Here is an 18,897-nt window from a genome sequence, read left to right on the forward strand (position 1 = left end):
ATCTCCTCAGTTAAATAATGTGTGGTTTGTGGTCATGTAATAGGGTGTGGTCCCTTGCGGTGCATTGAGCATGTCGCGCAATGCTCGCGAGAACGCAATCGCCGCGATGGCTACCAAGAACGTACCGCTTCCAAGTACGATGACTTGGTCCGGCGAAAGACTCTTCAGAGCGATCTTAGAAAGCCATATTCCGGCTGGCGCAGCCAACGTACAGGCAAACAAAAGAGTTGATTCCATGGTTGATCGGTAACCGTCCGGAATTGCACTGGCTCTCTTGGAATTCACCGTGACATTGAATGCGGTCAGGCCGATGCCAAGTGCGAATGCGAAGAAACAAAGCAGCCATAGCGACTCCACGTAGGCAAAGGATAAGATCGACAGTCCCAACACGCAGACCCCGAGCGACGCGATGCCGTGTTCGCTCAGAATCGTCTGGAGCTTCCGAATCAAGAACCCCGACGCGGCCAGGACACCCGCGCCCATCGCAATCTCGACACCGGCAAGTTCCAGCATTGACATGCCGCTGCCGATCACCTTTGCGGGCAGAACCAAAAACAGGAACGGTACCAAGAGCATGTTGGCGAACAGGGACGCGATGGCAATGGTCCGTTCGGCCTTGATTCTCAACACGCGCCTGACCCCACCGCGCAACTCGTGGAAAAACCTTGGCAATTGCGATGACGCTGTGCGTTCGACGCGCTTGGAACTGAATGAACCGGAAAAGATCAACGCCAGACCAAGGCCGATCACCGCCGCAGCAGTGGCCAGCACCAGCGCCGCTTCACCACTGAACCGCCCAATGACAAGACCCGCCAACGTGGGTCCGAACAGCAAGTTGACGATGAACATCGACGACTTCAGCCGAATCCCGCGATGAATGTCGGATTCGGATGAGGCAATCTCCGCGATCAGAGGCGTGCCTAGGGGAAAGAGCAGCGCGATGCTGGAGCTCGAAATCACCCCGATTACGAGGAACGCGTAGAAAATCCCGCGATGATCCGGGTTTCCTCCCAAATGCTTGACCGCGATCAGCGAAAGGAATGCACTGGCGACGGCAAGGCTGCCTGCGAAGAGAAGGATAAAACTTTTTCGGATGCGATCACCGAGCACCCCGACAAAAGGCAGCAGGACTGTGCTTGTGATCCATATTGACAACAGGACGGAGGACAACCCCCCGTCAGCCGCCAAGAATTTCAGGAAGTACCACGTGCAATATATCTGGAAAACGCGAGCAGACACGTTCAAAGCCGCATCCGACGCCACGTAGGTACAAATCTGCGCCCACGGGCTAAGCTTCATCATTCTTGTTCCGGCTTCACAGCCGCCCGTTCGTCGAGAATGGCCTTGAAAACAATAGCCCCGTTAATCGCCCGTGCGTTCCCGGCGAAGACCGCAACCTGGATAAACATCTCCCGGACCTCCTCGGGCGCAATCCCCAAATTCAACGCCGCGCGAAGTTGGAAGTTCAACTGGTTCTCGCATCCGCCCATCGCGGTTATGGCCGCAAGGCTGGCAAGATGCCGCGTCTTCAAGTCCAGGCCAGGCCGCCGATAGGCGAATCCATAGATGTCGCCGATGATCTTTTCGGCCAGATCGGGAAAAACAGGTCGGAAGTTCTTTTGTCCCCACTCCGTAGACCCCGGAGCAAAACGTTCGATCAGGTCTTCGTTCTTTTGAAATTCGTTCACGCTGGCACCCCAAAAATCGGCGGATACACGATCCGCCGACGACCTCATTTGTTTTTCTCAGCCTGTTTTACTTGGCTTGCTTGGTCTGGTCTTCGCTCGAGTCCTTGAAACCGACGGTCATCGTGTTGATGCTCGACGTGGTGCCCTTCAACGACATCTTGTTGACGATCTTCATGCAAACTCCTTTTGAAGTGAAACCCACGCGCTAGCATGGCCGACCCTGGTCTCTGAATGAACGGCACGGCGCAAAGAGTGTTGCAGCAGAGCATCTATTTGTAACCTGTCAAGGTTTACAGGGTCATGGGTTTCCCTTGGGTGGTTCTGACCCTGTCCCCGCAATTTGAACCGTTTGGTAACAGAAATTTCAGGCATGATCGGTTCGAGATGGGCCAAGGCAGGCAAAACATGCGAAACGTGTCCACCGACCCGTAGTGAACGAGTTCGTGGTCGGATGTGGGGGTGTGGCTGCTCTACGTGCCGGCCGTCATCAGCGTGCTTTCCGCTGCGATGGTCTTCGAATTCCTGAGCCACCCCAAACCTACACATGTCGAACTAACTTGCATATCCCAGCGGGCACCCTGGAAGATGGAAGAGGCGACACTGCGAGGTGTGCGGCCCTGCGCAGGTCGACGTCGGTCAATTCTTTGAAGTCCTTGACCGCGATTCCTAACTTGACCCGCCGCCGACCACCCGTACCCAGGATTGCCTGCGAGCGTGGCCGAGCCCTCACGGGATCGGCGTGGCTCGACAGCCCACGTTACTCAGAAAGCGGTAAGTAGCGCGACAGCACAGTAAGGTTTTATGCGGGCTCCAGGCTCTTTCTTGTCGCCTTACTTGCCGACGTCTGAGTAAGTAAACTCCGTGGCGAGAGTGCGGGTTGTAGGCATACCTGAATTGCCGCGGAGGTTGCAGGAGGCGCAACAAGGGAACCGCGGAGAACCCATCCACGGCGCAGATGCGGGCCCGCATCGTCAACGATGCACCGTCGATCGGAATGCGGTGTCCGTCGATCAGCGCGTGATGGTGTCGGTTGTTTGACCAGGATGTTGCTGTGCAGGGACCGTGCGCCAAGAGGATCCCTGCACGGACATCTCTTATCCTGTGCCGAACTGACCAAACAGTCGGCGAACGAGTTGTGATCAAACTCGGTCGAGCGCTGATCAGAGTTCGCCGGAAACCGATCGGCGACGGACGACTTCTGATCAATCGCGAACGACTGCGGATCATTGGCAAACAGCGTTCACTCTTCGACGGGGATTCTCGGCTTGCGTTCGTCAGAGTCCCATATTGGGACTATACTGTAGGTGATGCGAGTGATTGCGGTGTCCACCCTACGAGCTTTTGGTGAGTTGCACCCCGATGCTGAGCAGCCGCTCAAGGCTTGGTATGACGAAGCAACAAATGCGGCCTGGACCCAGCCCGCAGACATCAAGCAGCAGTACCGCAGCGCCAGCGTGCTAAAGAACCGTCGCGTCGTCTTCAACATCAAAGGCAATGACTACCGGCTGATCGTGGCGATAGCCTACAAGTTGCAGATCGTCTACGTGAAGTTCGTCGGCACCCACAATGAGTACGACGCCGTTGACGCGGAAACCGTTGAAATGGCCTAACCGGCCACAGAGGAAGACATGGACATCCGCCCCATCCACATCGAAGCCGACTACAAGGCGACCCTGAAGGAAATTTCTGCCTTGATAGCGTCCGATCCAGATCTGGGCACGCCTGAGGGGGATCGTCTGGACATCCTGGCCACGCTGGTGCAAGCCTATGAAGCCAAGCACGTCCCCATCGCCGCGCCCGATCCGGTCGAAGCGATCAAATTCCGGATGGAGCAGAGTGGCCTGTCCGTCAAGGATCTTGAGCCCATCATCGGCAAAAGCAATCGGGTCTACGAAGTCCTGAATCGCAAGCGTCCGTTGACCTTGGCCATGATCCGCAGATTGCACCACCGCCTAGGCATCCCGGCGGACGTGTTGATCGCCGAGAACGTTGCCAGGTAACGCAGTAAGTCAGACATTAGGTTCACCGTCCCATCCCTTGCTCCCGCTTGCGCTGCCTCTCGATCGCGGCTGCTCGGGTGAGCCCGATGACGCCGGCCAAGCCCCGCTTACCTCCGCGCCGCTACCTCCTCTCATACGGCGGCAAAATCATCGTCCGGTTGACCAGCACGTTGAATGCGTAGCCAGGCCGGATGTTCAGCGTGGGCTGAATGTCCAGGTTCCGGTTGAGCACATTCGTGCCGACATTGTTGAGTCCTTCGGCCATCGCTGCCGCGGCCTGCTGGCTGGCACTCGGCGTCGTCAGCGCGTTGGCGCTCTGCGGCTGGCTGAGCTGCGCGCCGACGCCGAGCAGACTCATCAGAATGGCACTGCCGAAGATGCGCATGTCGTGGTTGTCCACCAAGTCGTGGAAGCCGGCCTGCCCCTCGCCGTCCGTGCCTGCCATGCCCTCGAGATCGATCATGGCCCCATCGGGGAAGATCAACCGGTTCCAGGCCACGAGCACGCGGCTTTGCCCGTAGGCCACCTGGCTGCTGTACTCGCCCACCAGCCGGGTGCCCTGCGGGATCAGCACCACGCTGGGATTGAGGCTATCGTAGACGGTCTGCCGCACCTGGGCGGTGATGCTTCCGGGCAGATCGCTGTCGACTCCGGTCAGCATGACGGCTGGGATCACCGAGCCCGCGAACAGCTCGTGGTGGCTGATCGGAGGCTGCACTGCTGCGGCAAGGTAGCCGTTGTCCGCATTGGAAGCGGCAGCGTCGGGGAATGCGGCGTTCGCCTGCTGTGGCGACTGCAGGGCGCGGATTGGTTGCTGCGCCCCGGAAAGCGCCCTTTGCAACGCGGCGCTGGCACCGCCCTGCCCTGCGGCGGCCTGGGCAAGCTGGTCGAGATTGTCTGCCTTGTCGGGTTGGGGCTGCCTCGGCTCCCCAAGCGCCGACGTGCCCTCGGGCGCCGTCTTGGACAACTGCGCACTCTGCGCTGCCAGCACGGCGTCTTCCAGGCCCTTGTAATGTTGCTCTTGCAGCCACTGGCGATATTTCTGGGCGGGCGTCGGTTGCCGTGGAGTGCCGTTCGCCACCACCGCCGCGCCGGGGCTGGACAACGCCGCTCCAGGCCCGGGTGCTGCGGGCGCCGCATGGCTGGCTGCGCTCGCCGTCGGTGCCGGGGTGCCCAGCAGGCTGGCCGCAGCGCGCTGCATCGCCGAAATGTCAGGTGATGTCTGCCCGACCATCTGGGTCTGGCCTTCGTTCTCGGCTGGGCCCGCGGGCTTGTTCGCCGCGGTCATGATCCCGATCACCATCCCCCCGGCCACCGCCCCGCCCGCGATGAAGGCGACTCTCTTGAAGTTCCTGCTCAGGCGGGCTCCCCCGGCCGCGGGGGCCCCGCGGAGACTCAAACTCTTCCTGCCCTTGGCCGAGCCGCCGTCAACGTCCTGCGCAAGCAACGCGTCATCGACCTGCGCTGGGGCAACCTTGTCGGGACCAGACTCCTGGTTCAGGTTCATCGCGTCCCCTCAGCGGGACCAGAAATCGGCGCTCATCTGCCCATGACGGCAGACCACGCTGCGCGAACTCTTGCCGACGCCGACCACGAGCTTGAATTTTTGCGGCAACCCGTCGATGATGAAATAGCCGTGCACCAGGCGACTGTTCATCAGCTCGGTATCGTCGTTGCTGACGTTGAACACCGCCGGCGCATCCGCGTATTTCATCCCGCCGGGCATTTGCAGATAGGTGTGACCACCGCTGGCGAACACCCGGACCGGAGTCAGGTCGTCGCGCTCCAGGCCGGCATGCCCGCCACCCGGCTTGCAGGCGTAGTCGAAGTCCAGTGTTGATGGATCGACCTGCCCGAGCGGTGCGACCACGCCTTCCTTCTTCGCCGCTTCTGCCGCACGCTGCCGCAGGGCCTGGCTCTGCATGTTGATGACAAGCTGCTGCGGATCGTAGAACCCGATCTGCGGCACATAGGTGTGCTTGTCGCTGACCAAGGTCATGTAGTAGACGCGGCCGGCGTCCGTGGTCACGGCCAGATTGGTACTCAACCCGTCCGCGGTCGGCTTGACCACGACGACGGGTGCCTGCCCCGCGTCGGCGGTCTGCACCAGCCAGCGCACGCTGTCGCCGATGCTCACGTTGGTGATGTGCTCACCGGGCAGCAGGTTGATGAGGCAGATGTGCAGCGGGGCACAGGTGATGGTCGGCTGGCTTTGACCGTAGGCATACATCACCTCGCCATTCGTGCCCACCATGCTCGGCGCATTGCCGGTCTGCAACCAGGTCTGCGCAGCGGCCGACGTCGCCCGCCAGGACAGCGGAATCGCCGCCTTCCGGTCGTAGATCTGCCGACTCGTTTGCGGGGAGGCAAACTGCTCGGCCCTCGTTTCAGGCAGCGGGGTTCGATCTGCCGACGGACCGGCGTAAGCGGCGCCCGCTGCCGCCGAGACGGCCAGGGCGATGACGGTCTTTGCCAAACTCATTTCACTGCTCCTCGTGGAAAGTGGTGAATGGATGATCTCAGGCTGCAGCTGCCTCGTGGGGCGATCAGGGCCTCGAAGAACTGGCCGGCGCCGCGCATCGCCGCGGCAGATGAGTTGAGTGTGATCACCAAGGGCGCGCAGCCTGAGGATCGATGCCATGTGCACCTGCGATCGCTGCCCCGCCTCACGCTGCTCCGCCCACGATCGGCGTCCAGGTGACGTTCTTGATGAACAGCCCCAAGGGGTTATCGAGCATGACCTGCGGGCTGTCGGCGAGCTTGGGATCGACCCCTGTAGTGATGTTGGCCCGCCAGTGCTCGACTGGCTTGGGCTGTCCGCCGACGTAACGCATCTCGTCCCAACCCACTTGCCATGTGTCCCGACTGATCGGCAGCACGCTGGTGATCGTGACGTTGATCGTGAAATCGCCAAACGGCGGATGCGCGGCGTAATAGGTGTTGAGGTAGCTCGCAGCGCCCACGGCCGCCACGGCATAGACCTTGGCGATCAGTGCCTTCTGCGCCACGGCGTCCGGCACGACGGTCCGCGCCGTCCAGATCCAGTTCGCGACCTGCGCTTCGATGATCCGCTGGCTGACCGCGCTGCCGCCCGCGGGCCGCGCCACGGCCACCGGGTCACCCATCTTGTCGAGAGCCACGACGAAGGGCTCGATCTTGCTCTGTCCGCCAACGTAGGCGATGCCAGCCACCGCCAGCGCGGCCACGACGAGACTGGCGAACGCGGCAAGGCGCCAGTGATGAGCCCGAGACAGTGCGTCGCCATAACGCTCATCCCATTCACGCCGGGCGTTCAAGTAGGGATTGGCATCCGCCATTCGGATCTCCAGGGTGAAGGCGCCGAACATGGGCGCCCTGCCCTGACTCTGCGGATTGGGCCCGCAGCGGCGACTCGGCCGCGCAACTGCATAGTCTGATCAAACCCGCCGCCATTTCCACTTCGAACCTGCCATCGATTCCGATTCGAAGCCGCCACTGGTGCCGGGGGGGGGCGATCAGCCGACACGTCGCGGCGCGGCCGATCCGCCCCACCGTGAGACTTGTCATCGGCGAGCCTGTGTGAAAACGCACGGCGCCGCCGGCCGACCAGCCACTTGACTTCTCAGATCGCCCCAGGACGGCGTTCGGTACATCGGGAACGGTCGAGTGATCTTCGAAAATGACCTGCTTCCGCGTTTTCAGACAGACTCCAGCCTGAGCGAGCACTGGCCCCCGGTTGTGGCAAGGACTGCCATGGTGCGCACAGCGGTCGCTGGTATCGGCAGCATCCGGAGCAGCTTCTTCCTGCGCTGGCGTGATGCCGGTGCCGACCCGAAGCGGGCGCTGGGCTCACCTACTGACGACGACCGCAATGCCACAGGCAGCGGTCGCCGAGATCACCGGCTCAAGAGTTGAAGCCTCCACAAGACCCGGGGCGGTTCAGTCCGCAGTTACCAAATGACGGCTATCCCTACAACCCGGCACTCTCGCCACGGAGTTCACTGAGTTCGACATATGTGGGTTTGGAGTGGCTCAGGAATCCGAAGACCATCGCAGCAGAAAGCAAGCTGATGGCGGCCAGCACGTAGAGCAGGAGATGAAATGCGTCTGCGTAACTGTGCATGAGCCCGATATGCGTCGCGTTTGGCAGCAACTGCAGCGCGCTGGACATGTCGCCCATAGCTAGGCGGTTGGCCGCAGCGCTCAATGTGACACTGCTCACGCTGGCAGGTTCGCTGCTTGCCAAGTTCGCTTGGACCATACCGCCGAGCAGCGCCGTCACGATGGCAAGCGCAATGCCCTCGCCGGCAACGCGTGTCGTGTTGAAGATGCCGGTCGCCATGCCCGCCCGCTCCTTGGGTACCACGCTGACTGCAAGACCGTCCATCAAGCCCCACGGCAGGCTCACGCCGACGCCAATGAGGAACATGGCCAAGATGGTCTGATCCGGCAGTTGCCCAGGAGGACACTGGGCCAGCCACACATTGCCGCAGGCGCACAGCAGAAGCCCGAGGCCGGAGATGAGACCAGGCGAAAGCCACCGAGTCAGCATCCCGGCAAGGAAGGGAATGACAAGCATAGGTGCCGACAGCGCGAACATCATTTGCCCCGCTGTCATCGCGTCCAGCCCCTCAATCCCGATAAAGCGCTGAGGCAGAAGCACCAGCAGGACGACGTAGGCATACGCAGGCGCTGCCGCCAGGAACTGGACGCCGATGAAACGCGGGTAGCGAAACAGGGACAAGTCGAGCATCGGCCGTTTGGATCGCCGTTCGACAATCACGAAGGCTGCCATAATCAGAGCGGATGTTGCGAGCAGGGCCAGCACGGGTGCGCTCAACCATCCGTTTTCCGGCACGAGCAGGACCGCAACGGTGAAAAACGTCAATGCACCTGTGAATGTTGCGGCGCCCAGCCAATCGAATCCTGTCGCACCCGGGTCGCGCGTTTCGCGGATGCACCAGCCGCCTAACGCGAAGGCGAGCAGCGTGATCGCCGTCACACTCAGAAAGACAGAACGCCAGCCGAAATGCTCAATCAAGAATCCGGCGACGACCGGGCCGCAGGCTAGGCCCACGCCAAACGTGGTCCCCAGCAGACTGAACGCACGGGTGCGCGCGTTGCCTTCGAATTCCTGGGCTAGTGCCGCGGCGCCAGACGACAGCGCCGCGGCACTAGCGACTCCTTGCAGCGCTCGCAAAGTGTCCAGCCAGAGCATGCTGGTGGCGTGCATCGCGATCAGTGACAAGATTGCGAATCCCATCGTTCCGAGCATGAACAGCCGCTTGCGTCCATAGCGATCGGCGAGAGAGCCACCAATCATGAGACTGCTACCGAACGCCAGCATGAAAGCATTCGTCACCCAGCTAAGTTCGATGGGGGTTCCGCCCAAACCTTGCGCGATAGCAGGCAATGCAACTGCCGGGCCAGTGAAGCTGACGGGCATCGAGAGTCCGGAAAGGCAAATGCCCCCCAGAACCAACAGCTTTTGCTTTCGGTTGTACGTGCCACATTCGTCCAAGCTCATACAGAAGTCCTCTAGTCAAATGGTGGTGAAGGTCATGGTCCCGAATGGGCGTACCACACTTCGCATTGGGGATAATGCTAGGCAGCAGGCGTCCCGAGATAAATGGCTTTGCTATCCGAACAATGTGGATGAAAATTCCGTAATATCGGTAAGACGCATTACGTGATTTGCGCTATGGACAATTTGAGTGGGCTGGCCGCTTTCGTGCGGGCTGCCGAAACGCTGAGCTTCGTCGCCGCAGGCCGCGATCTCGGGCTTTCCGCTTCAGCTGTCGGCAAGAGCATCGCCCGCCTCGAAAAGCATTTGGGTGTCAGGCTTTTCCATCGCACCACACGTCAGATCAGCCTGACGGACGAGGGCATGACGTTTTTCGTGCGTTGCCGCAGTGCACTGCAAGAGATCGAGGACGCCGAGGCAGAGCTTTCGAAGGCAAATGGGACACCGCGCGGCAGGCTGAAGATCAGTTTGCCCACCATTGGTTACCGCCTTCTCTTACCAGTCATCCCACAATTTCGCCATGCATACCCCGAAATTGACCTGGAATTCGATTTCAGCGACCGCTTGGTTGATGTGATCAACGAGGGCTTCGACGCCGTGATCCGCAGTGGTCCTTTGTCCGACTCCACCCTTACGGCGAAACCTCTCTGCCCCTATCGGTTCATCGTGTGCGCATCGCCCGCCTACTTTGCTCAATATGGGGCGCTTGGCGATGCACGTGATCTCACGAACCACGTATGTTTGCGATTCAAGTATCCGTCGAGCGGCAAGCTCCAGGAATGGCTGCTCAATGGCGTGTCGGCATTGCAAGGCCCGAGCGCTTCTGTTCGATCGCAGCAGCTCGTCTTTAACAACACAGAGGCCGTACTGTCGGCCGCGCTGCAAGGACTTGGTATTGCCTACGTTCCGGACTTCGTCGCGCGTGAACCGTTGGCCGAGGGGAAGTTGCGCCCTGTGCTCGAGAGTGCGAGCACCCGTCAAGGCATGTTTCAGATTCTCTGGGCGACGAATCGGCACATGGTTCCGAGGCTGCGCGTATTCATAGACTTTCTGGGGCAGCATCTACACCGCGAGTGAACATCTACGCCAGCCTGGAGCAGATGGGTGGCAAGGCCCTGCGCAGCATCGGACTGGCGCGGGCCAGGCTGCACCTGCACTGGAAGGCCGCGACGTACAACCTGCGGCGCCTGTGCTCGCTGATGGAGATGGGACCGGCACCACTACTACTCGGTGCCCCACGCGCATGTGGGGGCCGCCGTGGAGTTGCGCATCACCGCCACCACGCTGGAGGTGCTGCTGCAACGCAAGCGCATCGCCGCGCACGCCCGCAGCGCCAAGGTGGGCCCGGAACTCGGGGAAGTAGCTGCCCTGGCGCAGCTTGGGGATCTTGAGCTCGACCGTGCCGGCACGCGTGTCCCAGGTGCGGTCGCGGTAGCCGTTGCGACTGTTGAGCCGAGCGGCGCTCTTCTCGTCGTAGCCGGCGCCGCAGCGCCCCTCCACGTCGATCTCCATGAGCCGCTGGGCCATGTGCACCATCTGGCGCAGCACGTCGATGTCGGCCCCCTTCTCAGCGAGCTCGGTCAATGTGATAGTGGCGTTGGTCATCGTGGTTTCCTTCAGACAAGGATTGATGGGTCGCACCTCAACCTTATCCGGACTTCACGATGGCCAACCCAACTCCAGGGACGACCGGCGCGCGGTGAGCTGCTCCGGGCTACGCCCTTCGCAGCTCACCGCGCCAAAGACTTACACCACTCGGCGGGACATCACCGTGGAATGCGCAGCCGGCACTGCGGCAGACGTGGCTATTTGACGTTGGCGTAACTCAGGACGGGACCTGAAAACTTACGATCGTAGATCGAAGAACTACAGATTTACAATGTCGTCACGTGACCAAGCCACACAAGCAGCGTAGCCAGCTGGGACGACACACCAAGCCGCATCAAACGCCGTCAGGAGACACCCGCCGCGCGTTTGTTCACTGCTAACACGCACGAGCGGCTCACCATCCTTGCCTCCTAACACCGAAAACCACGTCATCCCACTTCCGATGCCGATGCCGAGTGCCTTCAACAGCGCTTCTTTAGCGGTCCAGACGTCGTAGAAGGCTTCGATGCGCAGGTGCGCAGGCAACGCGGCTACTTGCGCTTCGTCATGTGGCGCGAGTACGGCGGTCGAGAGCATTTCCCAATTCAGGTCTGAGCGGCGAGCCTCAATATCCACGCCAACTCGGCGTCCCGTCGCAAGAGCGATCAAGGCATGCTGCCCCGAATGCGAGACATTGAAGTCCAGTGGTATGCGCATGTGGTCTTTCGTCGATGCCAGACGTGGCCGACCCACCTCGTCTCGCTGAAGTTGCAACCCGCCCGCAGCAAGATCGCTACGCTTGGCGAGTGCGTGGCGCAACACAACGCGTGTCGTCGCAAACCGTATAGCGTCTTCATGCCGCAAGAAGCGGGCAGCGCTCGCACGTTCCTCATCGGACAGCACAGCGAAAGCCGGGCCGTCAAGGTTCATACGGAAATCGAAGGTAACGCACAGCAGTTCTAAACCGGCAGCATAGGCGCGAGGCACATTAAGCTCGCACACATCATAGAAGGCTGCGGGAATAGATGAAATCAAGGTATCCCGGGTTTTAATTTTTGTCTTTTTAGACTGGCGCCAATCAAGACAAAACTTGAATTTGCCATTGCACATTTCAGACGTAATTAATCTCACCTCGACTCTCAGAAAAATAGCCTGGGTGGTCAAACCAAGCAAGGCTCCGAGGTATCGCCTGTAGGATCGTCCCTGGCTTGTACCAATCAAGACGCCATGTGTGTGTCAGCCTTCGTCGAGCGCAAGCTTTGCCTGCTCCATGCTGCCGCCGTGGTATCGGCGCGCAAGTTGCAGTACCAGAGTACTCAACGCCCCCAATATCAGCATGCCGGTTGATAAAGGCAGCAGGGTATTGTTGTAGATCTGCCCCAGCAAAGTACCGATCGAAATAGCGAACACCGAGGAACCAGAACCAATGATTGCTGATGCGGTCCCCGCAACATGACCCATCGACTCCATTGCCATGGAATTCAGGTTGCCGAATAAAAGACCGAAGCAGAAGAACAATATCGATGCGTAGATCATAAACATGCACAGCGTCACATGTGTGTAGTGATTGAGCAGCAGGAACAACGCAGATGCCGCCACTATGCACAAGTTGGCGCGCACACAGACGTAATGCATGCCTAACCGCTCCACCAGACGGGAATTGAGCGTCGATCCCATACCGAGAATGAGCGCGAGCAAACCAAAGTACAGCGCGAAAGCACTGGCGGCATGAAACTGAAGCTGGAAGATTTGTCGCGATGAGTTGAGATAGCCGATAAATCCGCCCCAGACGCAGCCTATGCACACCGTATAGGCAATGGTCGCCTTGCTGGATATAACGTCTCGAAAACCATGGAGAAAGGCTACGGCGTTAACTGGAATGCGCTTCTCCTTGGGCAGCGTTTCGTCGATGCGGAAATAAATCCAGAACGCGATCAAGGTGGCGTACGCAACATAAAGGATGAAGATCCCGCGCCAACCGGATAAAAACAGGATCAACTGACCTAAGCTGGGTGCGACCGCCGGCACCAGGAACAGCACGGTCATAACCAAGGACATGATGCGCGCCATCTGGCGACCGCTGTATTTGTCACGCACGATCGAGATCGACGAGACATACGGCCCGGCAATGCCCCCCCCTTGCACGAAGCGTCCGAAGAGCAGGGTGCGCAAATCGTGAGCGAAAAAACACAGCATGCTTCCCGCTGCGAAAGCGATTGTCCCAAAATACAGGATCTTTTTGCGGCCTAATGCGTCGGAATACGGGCCACATATCAGTTGCCCTAACGCCAGCCCGAGAAACAACGTGCTGATAACGTATTGTGCATCATTCGGCCTACTGAGGTTGAGATCACTGGTGATCAATCCCAACGCTGGGAGCATGGCATCGATCGACATCGCAACCGTCGACATCAGCAATGCAATCAGAACAGTGAATTCGAACGTCGCTAAATCTTTGCGACGCGGTGTGGACGCTGCGCTCATGAAATACCTTGCTAACAGGCTGTTGAAATACCCCTTCGAGGGGCGTTTTCAGATGCATCGCGGCTATCGAATTGGTGTCCCAGCGTGAATCGAAAGGTGGACTCCCCTGTGGATGGAGTCTGCCGCCGGACCCCGTGATAGCCAATGCGCATTGAGCGAAGGGTCAAAGGGCGGTATTTCAACAGCCTGCTAAAGGAGCCTCGCCCAATTCCGCGCGAGTCGCGCGATATTTCATTTCTCGAGGCAAGCATGTAAGGGACAGTTTCCGGTAACGCAAGCTCGAAAATTCCAGAACGATGAACTTGCGCCCCTGTTGCCCAATCCCTCCCGCGCGTCGAGAGGGAAGATGCACATAACGTTACTTGAAGCGCGTCTGGATCTCGTTTTCCGAAACGATGATCTTGTTCACGAGGCCGTACGTCACAGCCTGCTCAGAACTCAGCCAAAAATCCCGCGCCGTATCCGCGGCAATTTTTTCCGTCGTCTTACCGGTGGCCTCAGCGAATATGCGGTTGATTCGATCACGCATCTTCACGATCTCGTCCAGGTAGATGTTGACATCGCTGGCGGGACCGCGCGTTTCGCCCGACGGTTGGTGCAAGAGGAAGCGGGTATTGGGCAGCGCGTAACGATCTTCCTTCTCGGCCGCAACGTAGATCAATGCGCCCGCGCTGGCCACCCAGCCCGATCCGATCATGATGACCTTCGGCTTGATGAAACGTATCGTGTCGAAAATCAGATCCCCCGATTCGACGTGTCCCCCCGGAGAACTGACGAACACCTGAATGGGGTCGTCGCTGATGTGCGCCAAGGCATGCAGCTGTTGCGCCACGTCGCGTGCCATCTTCTGTTCGATGGTGCCGGTAATGAATACCTTACGGGCACGTGTCAGGATGTCGAAAAGTTTCGAGCTGTCCTCCGACACGTCCCTGGCGCCTTCTTCTCTTTCCGGTTTTTCCACTTGCTTAGCCTCAACTGATGAATGGCCGATGTGGCGATCAAGGCTGGACGGGCTAAGGTGCCTCTGCCGCCTCTTCGACGCACTGACTGCGGCTTGAGTCTCCGGGGTCTGATTCTATCCGATAAAGACGTGCGCAGGTTCCAACTATCTCGGAGGTGCAACGCTCCTCCGAGAGGATGGTCATGTGACTATGCGCATCAATGTCGATCAGGCTTAGATTCGGCAGTTCCCGCTGCCAATCCTGCCAGTAGTTGACGTGATCGATCGCCAGCTTTTCCCCAGGCATGGAGAAGTGGCTGAGGAGTTCTCCGTAGAAGAGGCCGCCACGATTACGGAAGTAGTAGGCATCGACGCCGCGCGGATCGGGGAGCGATTCGATGACGAACTCGTGCAGCTTGTAAGAGGTTTGGACCTTGATATTTTTCCGAACGAACGCGGCGACTGTTTCCTGCTTCATTGCCAATCCGCGCGCAACCGCCAGAGCCACCATCTGTTCGATCAGGCTGTCGTCATCCAAGCAAGCATTCAGCTCATCGTGGCGAATGAGCGTGCGCGCAATCTCCTGCAGATCTCGCCTATCGGCGGGCCAGAGCAGCGTGTTGACCAACTGCAGGGCCGCGCTTCGGCTCGTCACGTTGCTCGATTTGCTCGCCTTGGCAAATCCCGTGTTGTCCGGCGAATCGATCATGACCAGGCTGTCGACCTTCTCCCCGGCCAACTGAAGTTGACGGGCTATTTCGTATGCGATGATGCCGCCCAGGCAGAAGCCGCCCAGATCATAAGGCCCGTGCGCTTGGCGCGAACGCACGATTTTCAGGTAGTAGGCGGCGATGTCGCGGATACCGACATTGGGTTCGTGACGGGTCATGAAGCCCTTGGCCTGAATGCCAAAGAACGGGCGTTCGCTCTTGTCGGCGATCGGGCTGAATGTCTCCACGCTCCCGAGCGCGCCGTGTATCCAGAATACGGGCTTGCCCCGAGCGCCGGTATTAAGCTTCAACAATTCCGGAAAAGTTGCGGTGTCGCCATCTTGGTCCGTCGATTGGTGCAGATGGGCTGCAATGTCCCGAATCGTACCGTCGGCGCGCAGCCAGCCAACTTCGAAATCGACTTGCAGATCACGCAACCGCTGCAGCACGCCGAACAGCAGCAGCGAATTGAGCCCGTAGCGATCAAGCGGCGTGGCAACATCGATATTGGTTGGGTCAAGCCCCAGGATCGAGGCGACAATTCCTCGCACCTGCTCGACGGCTCGTTCGTTCGGAATCGGTCCGAGGTTTGACCTTCCGCTTTGCTCCACCACATCCTCTCCACGCTGGAACGGATAACCGGGGAGCGCGATCTTCAACCCGCCGCCGTTGTGCCCTTCTTGAAAGAGGCTCCAGTCGATCGCGGCACCCATCGTCCAGTAACGCGCGACGTCTGACAACTTCCCGTCCCGGATCAACGATCGGACCAGCATGTCGCCGGTCTCCCCGCTGATCAGTCGGATGAGTTCAGAATCCGTAGCGTGCCCCTTGCTCACGTAAAGGTGAGCATGTCGCGCGCCGGACAGATAGGCATCCAATGCAGCCGACAATTCGTCGAGGCTGCCGACGACACAGGCCAGGCGCCACTCCATCGCTTCCCGTCCTGTTTGCAGGGTGTACGCGATGGCGGCGAGTTCCGTTCCGGATGCCTGACTCAGATAGCCTCGCAGGGCTCTCGCGCGCGCATTCAGCGCACCAAGGCTCTTGGCCGAGAGAACGATGACATGTTGCGCATGACGTTGCCCCGAATTCGTCGCCTCCGGCGTGAGTGGTTCTTCAAGCACTACATGTGCGTTGACTCCACCGATCCCGTAACCGTTGACGGCAGCGCGGCGAGGCAATGAGCGGCCCGTGACGTCGACGAAAGGCTCCCAGTTTTGATTCGCAGTCGCCATGCGCAGCGGCGTACCGTCCAGCTTAACGGCATCGGCCGGCCGGCCAAAACCGGGAATGCCCGGAATCAGGCCGTGACGCATCGCGAGCACGACCTTGATCAGCGCCGCCATGCCGGAACACACTTCGGTGTGGCCGATACAAGGCTTCAGGCTGCCGATGTGACACAACTGTTCACGTGGCGTGTTTGCGCCCGCCCAACGGGCCGATGCTTCTTCCAGTCCCGATTTCAAGGCGCTGATTTCCGCGCTGTCGGCCAACGCCGTGCTCATCCCATGCGCTTCGATGTAGCCAATCGTACGCGGATCGACTCGCAGGTACGCCTGCTGCATCGCGTCCTTCATACCGAGAATGTTCGGCGCGGTCATCGAAATGCCGCGTCCGCCATGCGCGACACCAGTGCCCTTGATTACCGCGTGGACCATGTCGCCGTGTTCGATCGCCTTGTGCAACGGCTTGATCAGAATCGCGCCGACGCCTTCCCCCCTGGCCGTTCCGTCCGCACCGTCCTGAAATGGCCTGACATCGCCAGTCGGGCTCAGCATGCCTACAGCCGCCATGTTCTTGAACGCGACCGGCGTCAATACCAGATTGACGGCACCGACGATTGCCTGGTCGCACTCGCCCAGTCGTATGGCCTGGACCGCGCGGTGGATGGCGACCAAGGAGGACGAACAGGTGGTGTCGCAAACCTCGCTGGGCCCGCGCAAATTCAGGAGATAGGAGATGCGGTTGGGCAACAGTGACAACGACGGCGCACTCATCAGCCCGCTCTGGCTTTCGCCCGCCATCTCGTGCCTGAGTTGGTGGTATTCGCTCGGCGCCGCGGCGATAAACACCCCAGTTCGCTGTTGTGCAAGCGCCTTGGGCGTATACGCGGCGTTCTCAAGCATGTTCCAAACGCACATCAGCAGGAGCCGCTGTTCCGGGCTCATTTGCTCGGCTTCCGTGGGCGCCAGACCGAAGAAAAGCGGATCGAATGTATCGATCCGATCGAGAAATCCCGCCCATACCGTCGCCATATCGAAGCTGTCCGACGACGTTGCGTCGACGTGGCGGCGCCACTCCTTGCGTTGCTGCGGCGGTTGCGTGATGCAGCGCCGCCCTTCTTTTAGCACCTGCCAGAACGCGTCGAGATCCGCGGCGCCCGGGAACGTGCCGTCGACGCCGATGACGGCGATATCTTCCACGTCGACTGCCGCCTCGGCAGAGTGTTTCGGCACCGGGGCTTCGGCTACCCGGGACGCCGTTTCCGCCATCGTCACACCTGAGTCGACGGGAAGTGCATCGGGCGCCGTCCTTTCCACCGCGACTTCTTCGCGCAATTCCGGATGAGTCGACAGGATGCGAGCGCACAGGGTGTCAATGGTGTTGTGCTCGAACAATGCGGTGATGTCGAGATCAATGCCCAGCGCCTCACCGATCGTGCTGGTGAGATTCACCGCGATGATCGAGTCCATGCCGTAACTGGAAAATGCTTCGTCGCGCGCGATCCGGCTTGCGTCGATGCGCAGCTCGCCGGCCAACTGTTGGACCAAAGTCTGTACGACACGACTGTTCGGCGAGCAAGCGGGAGGAAGCGCCGCGCCGCCCGCGCTCGCCGACGAACGCACCGCTGGCGCCTGCGCCGCCGGGGTTTGGGCGGCGGCGTTTCCAGCGTCGCCCATTTCGCGCTGGACGCGCACGATGCCGTCGCTTTCCGCCACAATGATCTGCTGCCCCATGTCTGCGGCTTCCGGGCGAGGAAATGTCACCATCCGGAAACCTTCACCTTCCAGCACGTGACGCCAACTCGCGGGCGACAGGCCCGGACACCCGGTAAGCCGCACGTCGTGGTCGTCGTAAGCCCACCATCCGGTCAGCAAGCCGAAGGCCAAGTGGTTGAACAGGTTGTTGACGGTAAGCTCGTTGAGCAACAGCATGCCGTTCGGCTTCAGCAGGCTTTTGGCGTGCCCCAGCGTGGTCCTGATGTCGCGGGTCGCGTGCAGGCAGTTCGCCGCGATCACCATGTCGTAGCTGGCTTGCTCGAATCCTTGCGCCGCCGGCGGCAATTCGATGTTCAGCACGCCGTAACTCAGGAACGGATTGTCAGGCCCGTAGGTCTTCTCGGCATGGTTGAGAAATGCCTTGGAGATGTCGGTATAACGGTAGTCGTCGATGTGTTCACGATAATTCTTCAGCGTCTCGAAGACGACGGCACTGGTCGCTCCGGTTCCCGCGCCGATCTCGATGATGCGAATGCCGGGCGCGGAGCGCCGCGCGATCTTGTAGCGCACGAACGACTCGACCCGCTGCGCAAGGCAGCGATTGTAAAACGCCGCCATCGGGTTGTACTTATAGGTGTTTTCGACTAAGGCCACCGATGAATCCGGAAACACGACCTCAGTCGCCAGTTTGCGACCGGTCAACACGTCCGGCAGCGCGCGCAGGCAGACGTCGAGCAATACTCGTTGCGCGCGCAGATCCGGATTGGCCAGCCATTGCGCGCCCTCCTGTTCCCATAGATCCCACAGTTCCGCTGCGCTGCGTCTAGGCCGCGACAGCACCTCGATCTCGTCACCCCGACGTTCGAGATATCCCTCGTTGGCAAGGACCCGCAGCGTTTCCCGCAGCCAAGGATCGAACATAGACTGAATGCCCGCATGATCCCGCAGCGACGCGTAGCCTTGGCGTGGACGGTCGAACGCACCCAAGGCGGCGAGTTGGCTCCACAGAAGATCGATGATTAGCGCTTTCATGATGGTGGCCCGTA

13 protein-coding genes and 1 pseudogene are annotated in these 18,897 nt (G+C 60.0%); 3 read left to right on the top strand and 11 right to left on the bottom strand.

Translation table 11 applies throughout. The features are described 5' to 3' along the window. Positions 1-6: 6 nt before the first annotated feature. Both BVH73_RS01635 and BVH73_RS01640 read right to left on the bottom strand, forming a co-directional pair. Positions 7-1,302, bottom strand: a complete 1,296-nt coding sequence (locus tag BVH73_RS01635; protein WP_079415532.1) for an MFS transporter — start codon at positions 1,300-1,302, stop codon at positions 7-9. Next, a complete protein-coding gene (locus tag BVH73_RS01640; RefSeq protein WP_079420225.1) occupies positions 1,299-1,688 on the bottom strand; it encodes a carboxymuconolactone decarboxylase family protein in 390 nt (129 codons plus the stop codon). Before BVH73_RS01640 ends, BVH73_RS01635 begins: the two co-directional genes overlap by 4 nt. Before the next feature lie 1,307 nt (positions 1,689-2,995). Here BVH73_RS01640 and BVH73_RS01645 point away from each other — a divergent pair. Continuing rightward, positions 2,996-3,298, top strand: coding sequence for a type II toxin-antitoxin system HigB family toxin (locus tag BVH73_RS01645; RefSeq protein WP_079415534.1), 303 nt, complete (start codon positions 2,996-2,998; stop codon positions 3,296-3,298). Between the two features lie 18 nt (positions 3,299-3,316). Continuing rightward, entirely contained in the window at positions 3,317-3,688 is a 372-nt protein-coding gene (locus BVH73_RS01650; protein WP_079415537.1) for a helix-turn-helix domain-containing protein, read from the top strand. Between the two features lie 121 nt (positions 3,689-3,809). Here BVH73_RS01650 and BVH73_RS01655 read toward each other — a convergent pair whose 3' ends face one another. The 4 genes from BVH73_RS01655 to BVH73_RS01670 form a co-directional block, all read right to left on the bottom strand. Then, entirely contained in the window at positions 3,810-5,195 is a 1,386-nt protein-coding gene (locus BVH73_RS01655; RefSeq protein WP_079415540.1) for a TraB/TrbI/VirB10 family type IV secretion system protein, read from the bottom strand. Positions 5,196-5,204: 9 nt separating this feature from the next. Further along, positions 5,205-6,170, bottom strand: a complete 966-nt coding sequence (locus BVH73_RS01660; protein ID WP_079415543.1) for a TrbG/VirB9 family P-type conjugative transfer protein — start codon at positions 6,168-6,170, stop codon at positions 5,205-5,207. Positions 6,171-6,354: 184 nt separating this feature from the next. After that, the gene (locus BVH73_RS01665) at positions 6,355-7,005 is read right to left on the bottom strand and encodes a VirB8/TrbF family protein (protein WP_079420227.1); all 651 of its coding nucleotides are present in this window, start codon (positions 7,003-7,005) and stop codon (positions 6,355-6,357) included. Between the two features lie 632 nt (positions 7,006-7,637). Beyond that, complete coding sequence (locus BVH73_RS01670) at positions 7,638-9,194, bottom strand: MFS transporter (protein ID WP_079415545.1); 1,557 nt, start codon at positions 9,192-9,194, stop codon at positions 7,638-7,640. Positions 9,195-9,368: 174 nt separating this feature from the next. Here BVH73_RS01670 and BVH73_RS01675 point away from each other — a divergent pair, with 174 nt between their 5' ends. After that, positions 9,369-10,268 (top strand): LysR family transcriptional regulator, encoded by a 900-nt coding sequence (locus tag BVH73_RS01675; RefSeq protein ID WP_079420228.1) that lies wholly within the window; start codon positions 9,369-9,371, stop codon positions 10,266-10,268. 270 nt (positions 10,269-10,538) lie between these two features. On the opposite strand, the pseudogene BVH73_RS16010 reads toward BVH73_RS01675, so the two are convergent. The 5 genes and pseudogenes from BVH73_RS16010 to BVH73_RS01700 all read right to left on the bottom strand — a co-directional run. Then, a pseudogene (locus BVH73_RS16010) lies at positions 10,539-10,796 on the bottom strand (transposase); the annotation flags it as partial. A gap of 261 nt (positions 10,797-11,057) precedes the next feature. Beyond that, positions 11,058-11,951 carry a 4'-phosphopantetheinyl transferase family protein gene (locus tag BVH73_RS01685; protein ID WP_245800379.1) on the bottom strand — a complete coding sequence of 298 codons (894 nt, stop codon included), beginning with the start codon at positions 11,949-11,951 and terminating at the stop codon, positions 11,058-11,060. Positions 11,952-12,014: 63 nt separating this feature from the next. Then, a complete protein-coding gene (locus BVH73_RS01690; RefSeq protein WP_079415552.1) occupies positions 12,015-13,262 on the bottom strand; it encodes a multidrug effflux MFS transporter in 1,248 nt (415 codons plus the stop codon). A gap of 358 nt (positions 13,263-13,620) precedes the next feature. Continuing rightward, entirely contained in the window at positions 13,621-14,223 is a 603-nt protein-coding gene (locus BVH73_RS01695) for an ATP-dependent Clp protease proteolytic subunit (RefSeq protein WP_079415554.1), read from the bottom strand. A 52-nt stretch (positions 14,224-14,275) separates the two neighbouring features. Beyond that, complete coding sequence (locus tag BVH73_RS01700) at positions 14,276-18,883, bottom strand: beta-ketoacyl synthase N-terminal-like domain-containing protein (protein WP_079415556.1); 4,608 nt, start codon at positions 18,881-18,883, stop codon at positions 14,276-14,278. Between the last annotated feature and the right edge of the window lie 14 nt (positions 18,884-18,897).

Origin of the sequence: Thiomonas intermedia (genome assembly GCF_002028405.1) — a bacterium.
Classification (GTDB): domain Bacteria; phylum Pseudomonadota; class Gammaproteobacteria; order Burkholderiales; family Burkholderiaceae_C; genus Thiomonas; species Thiomonas intermedia.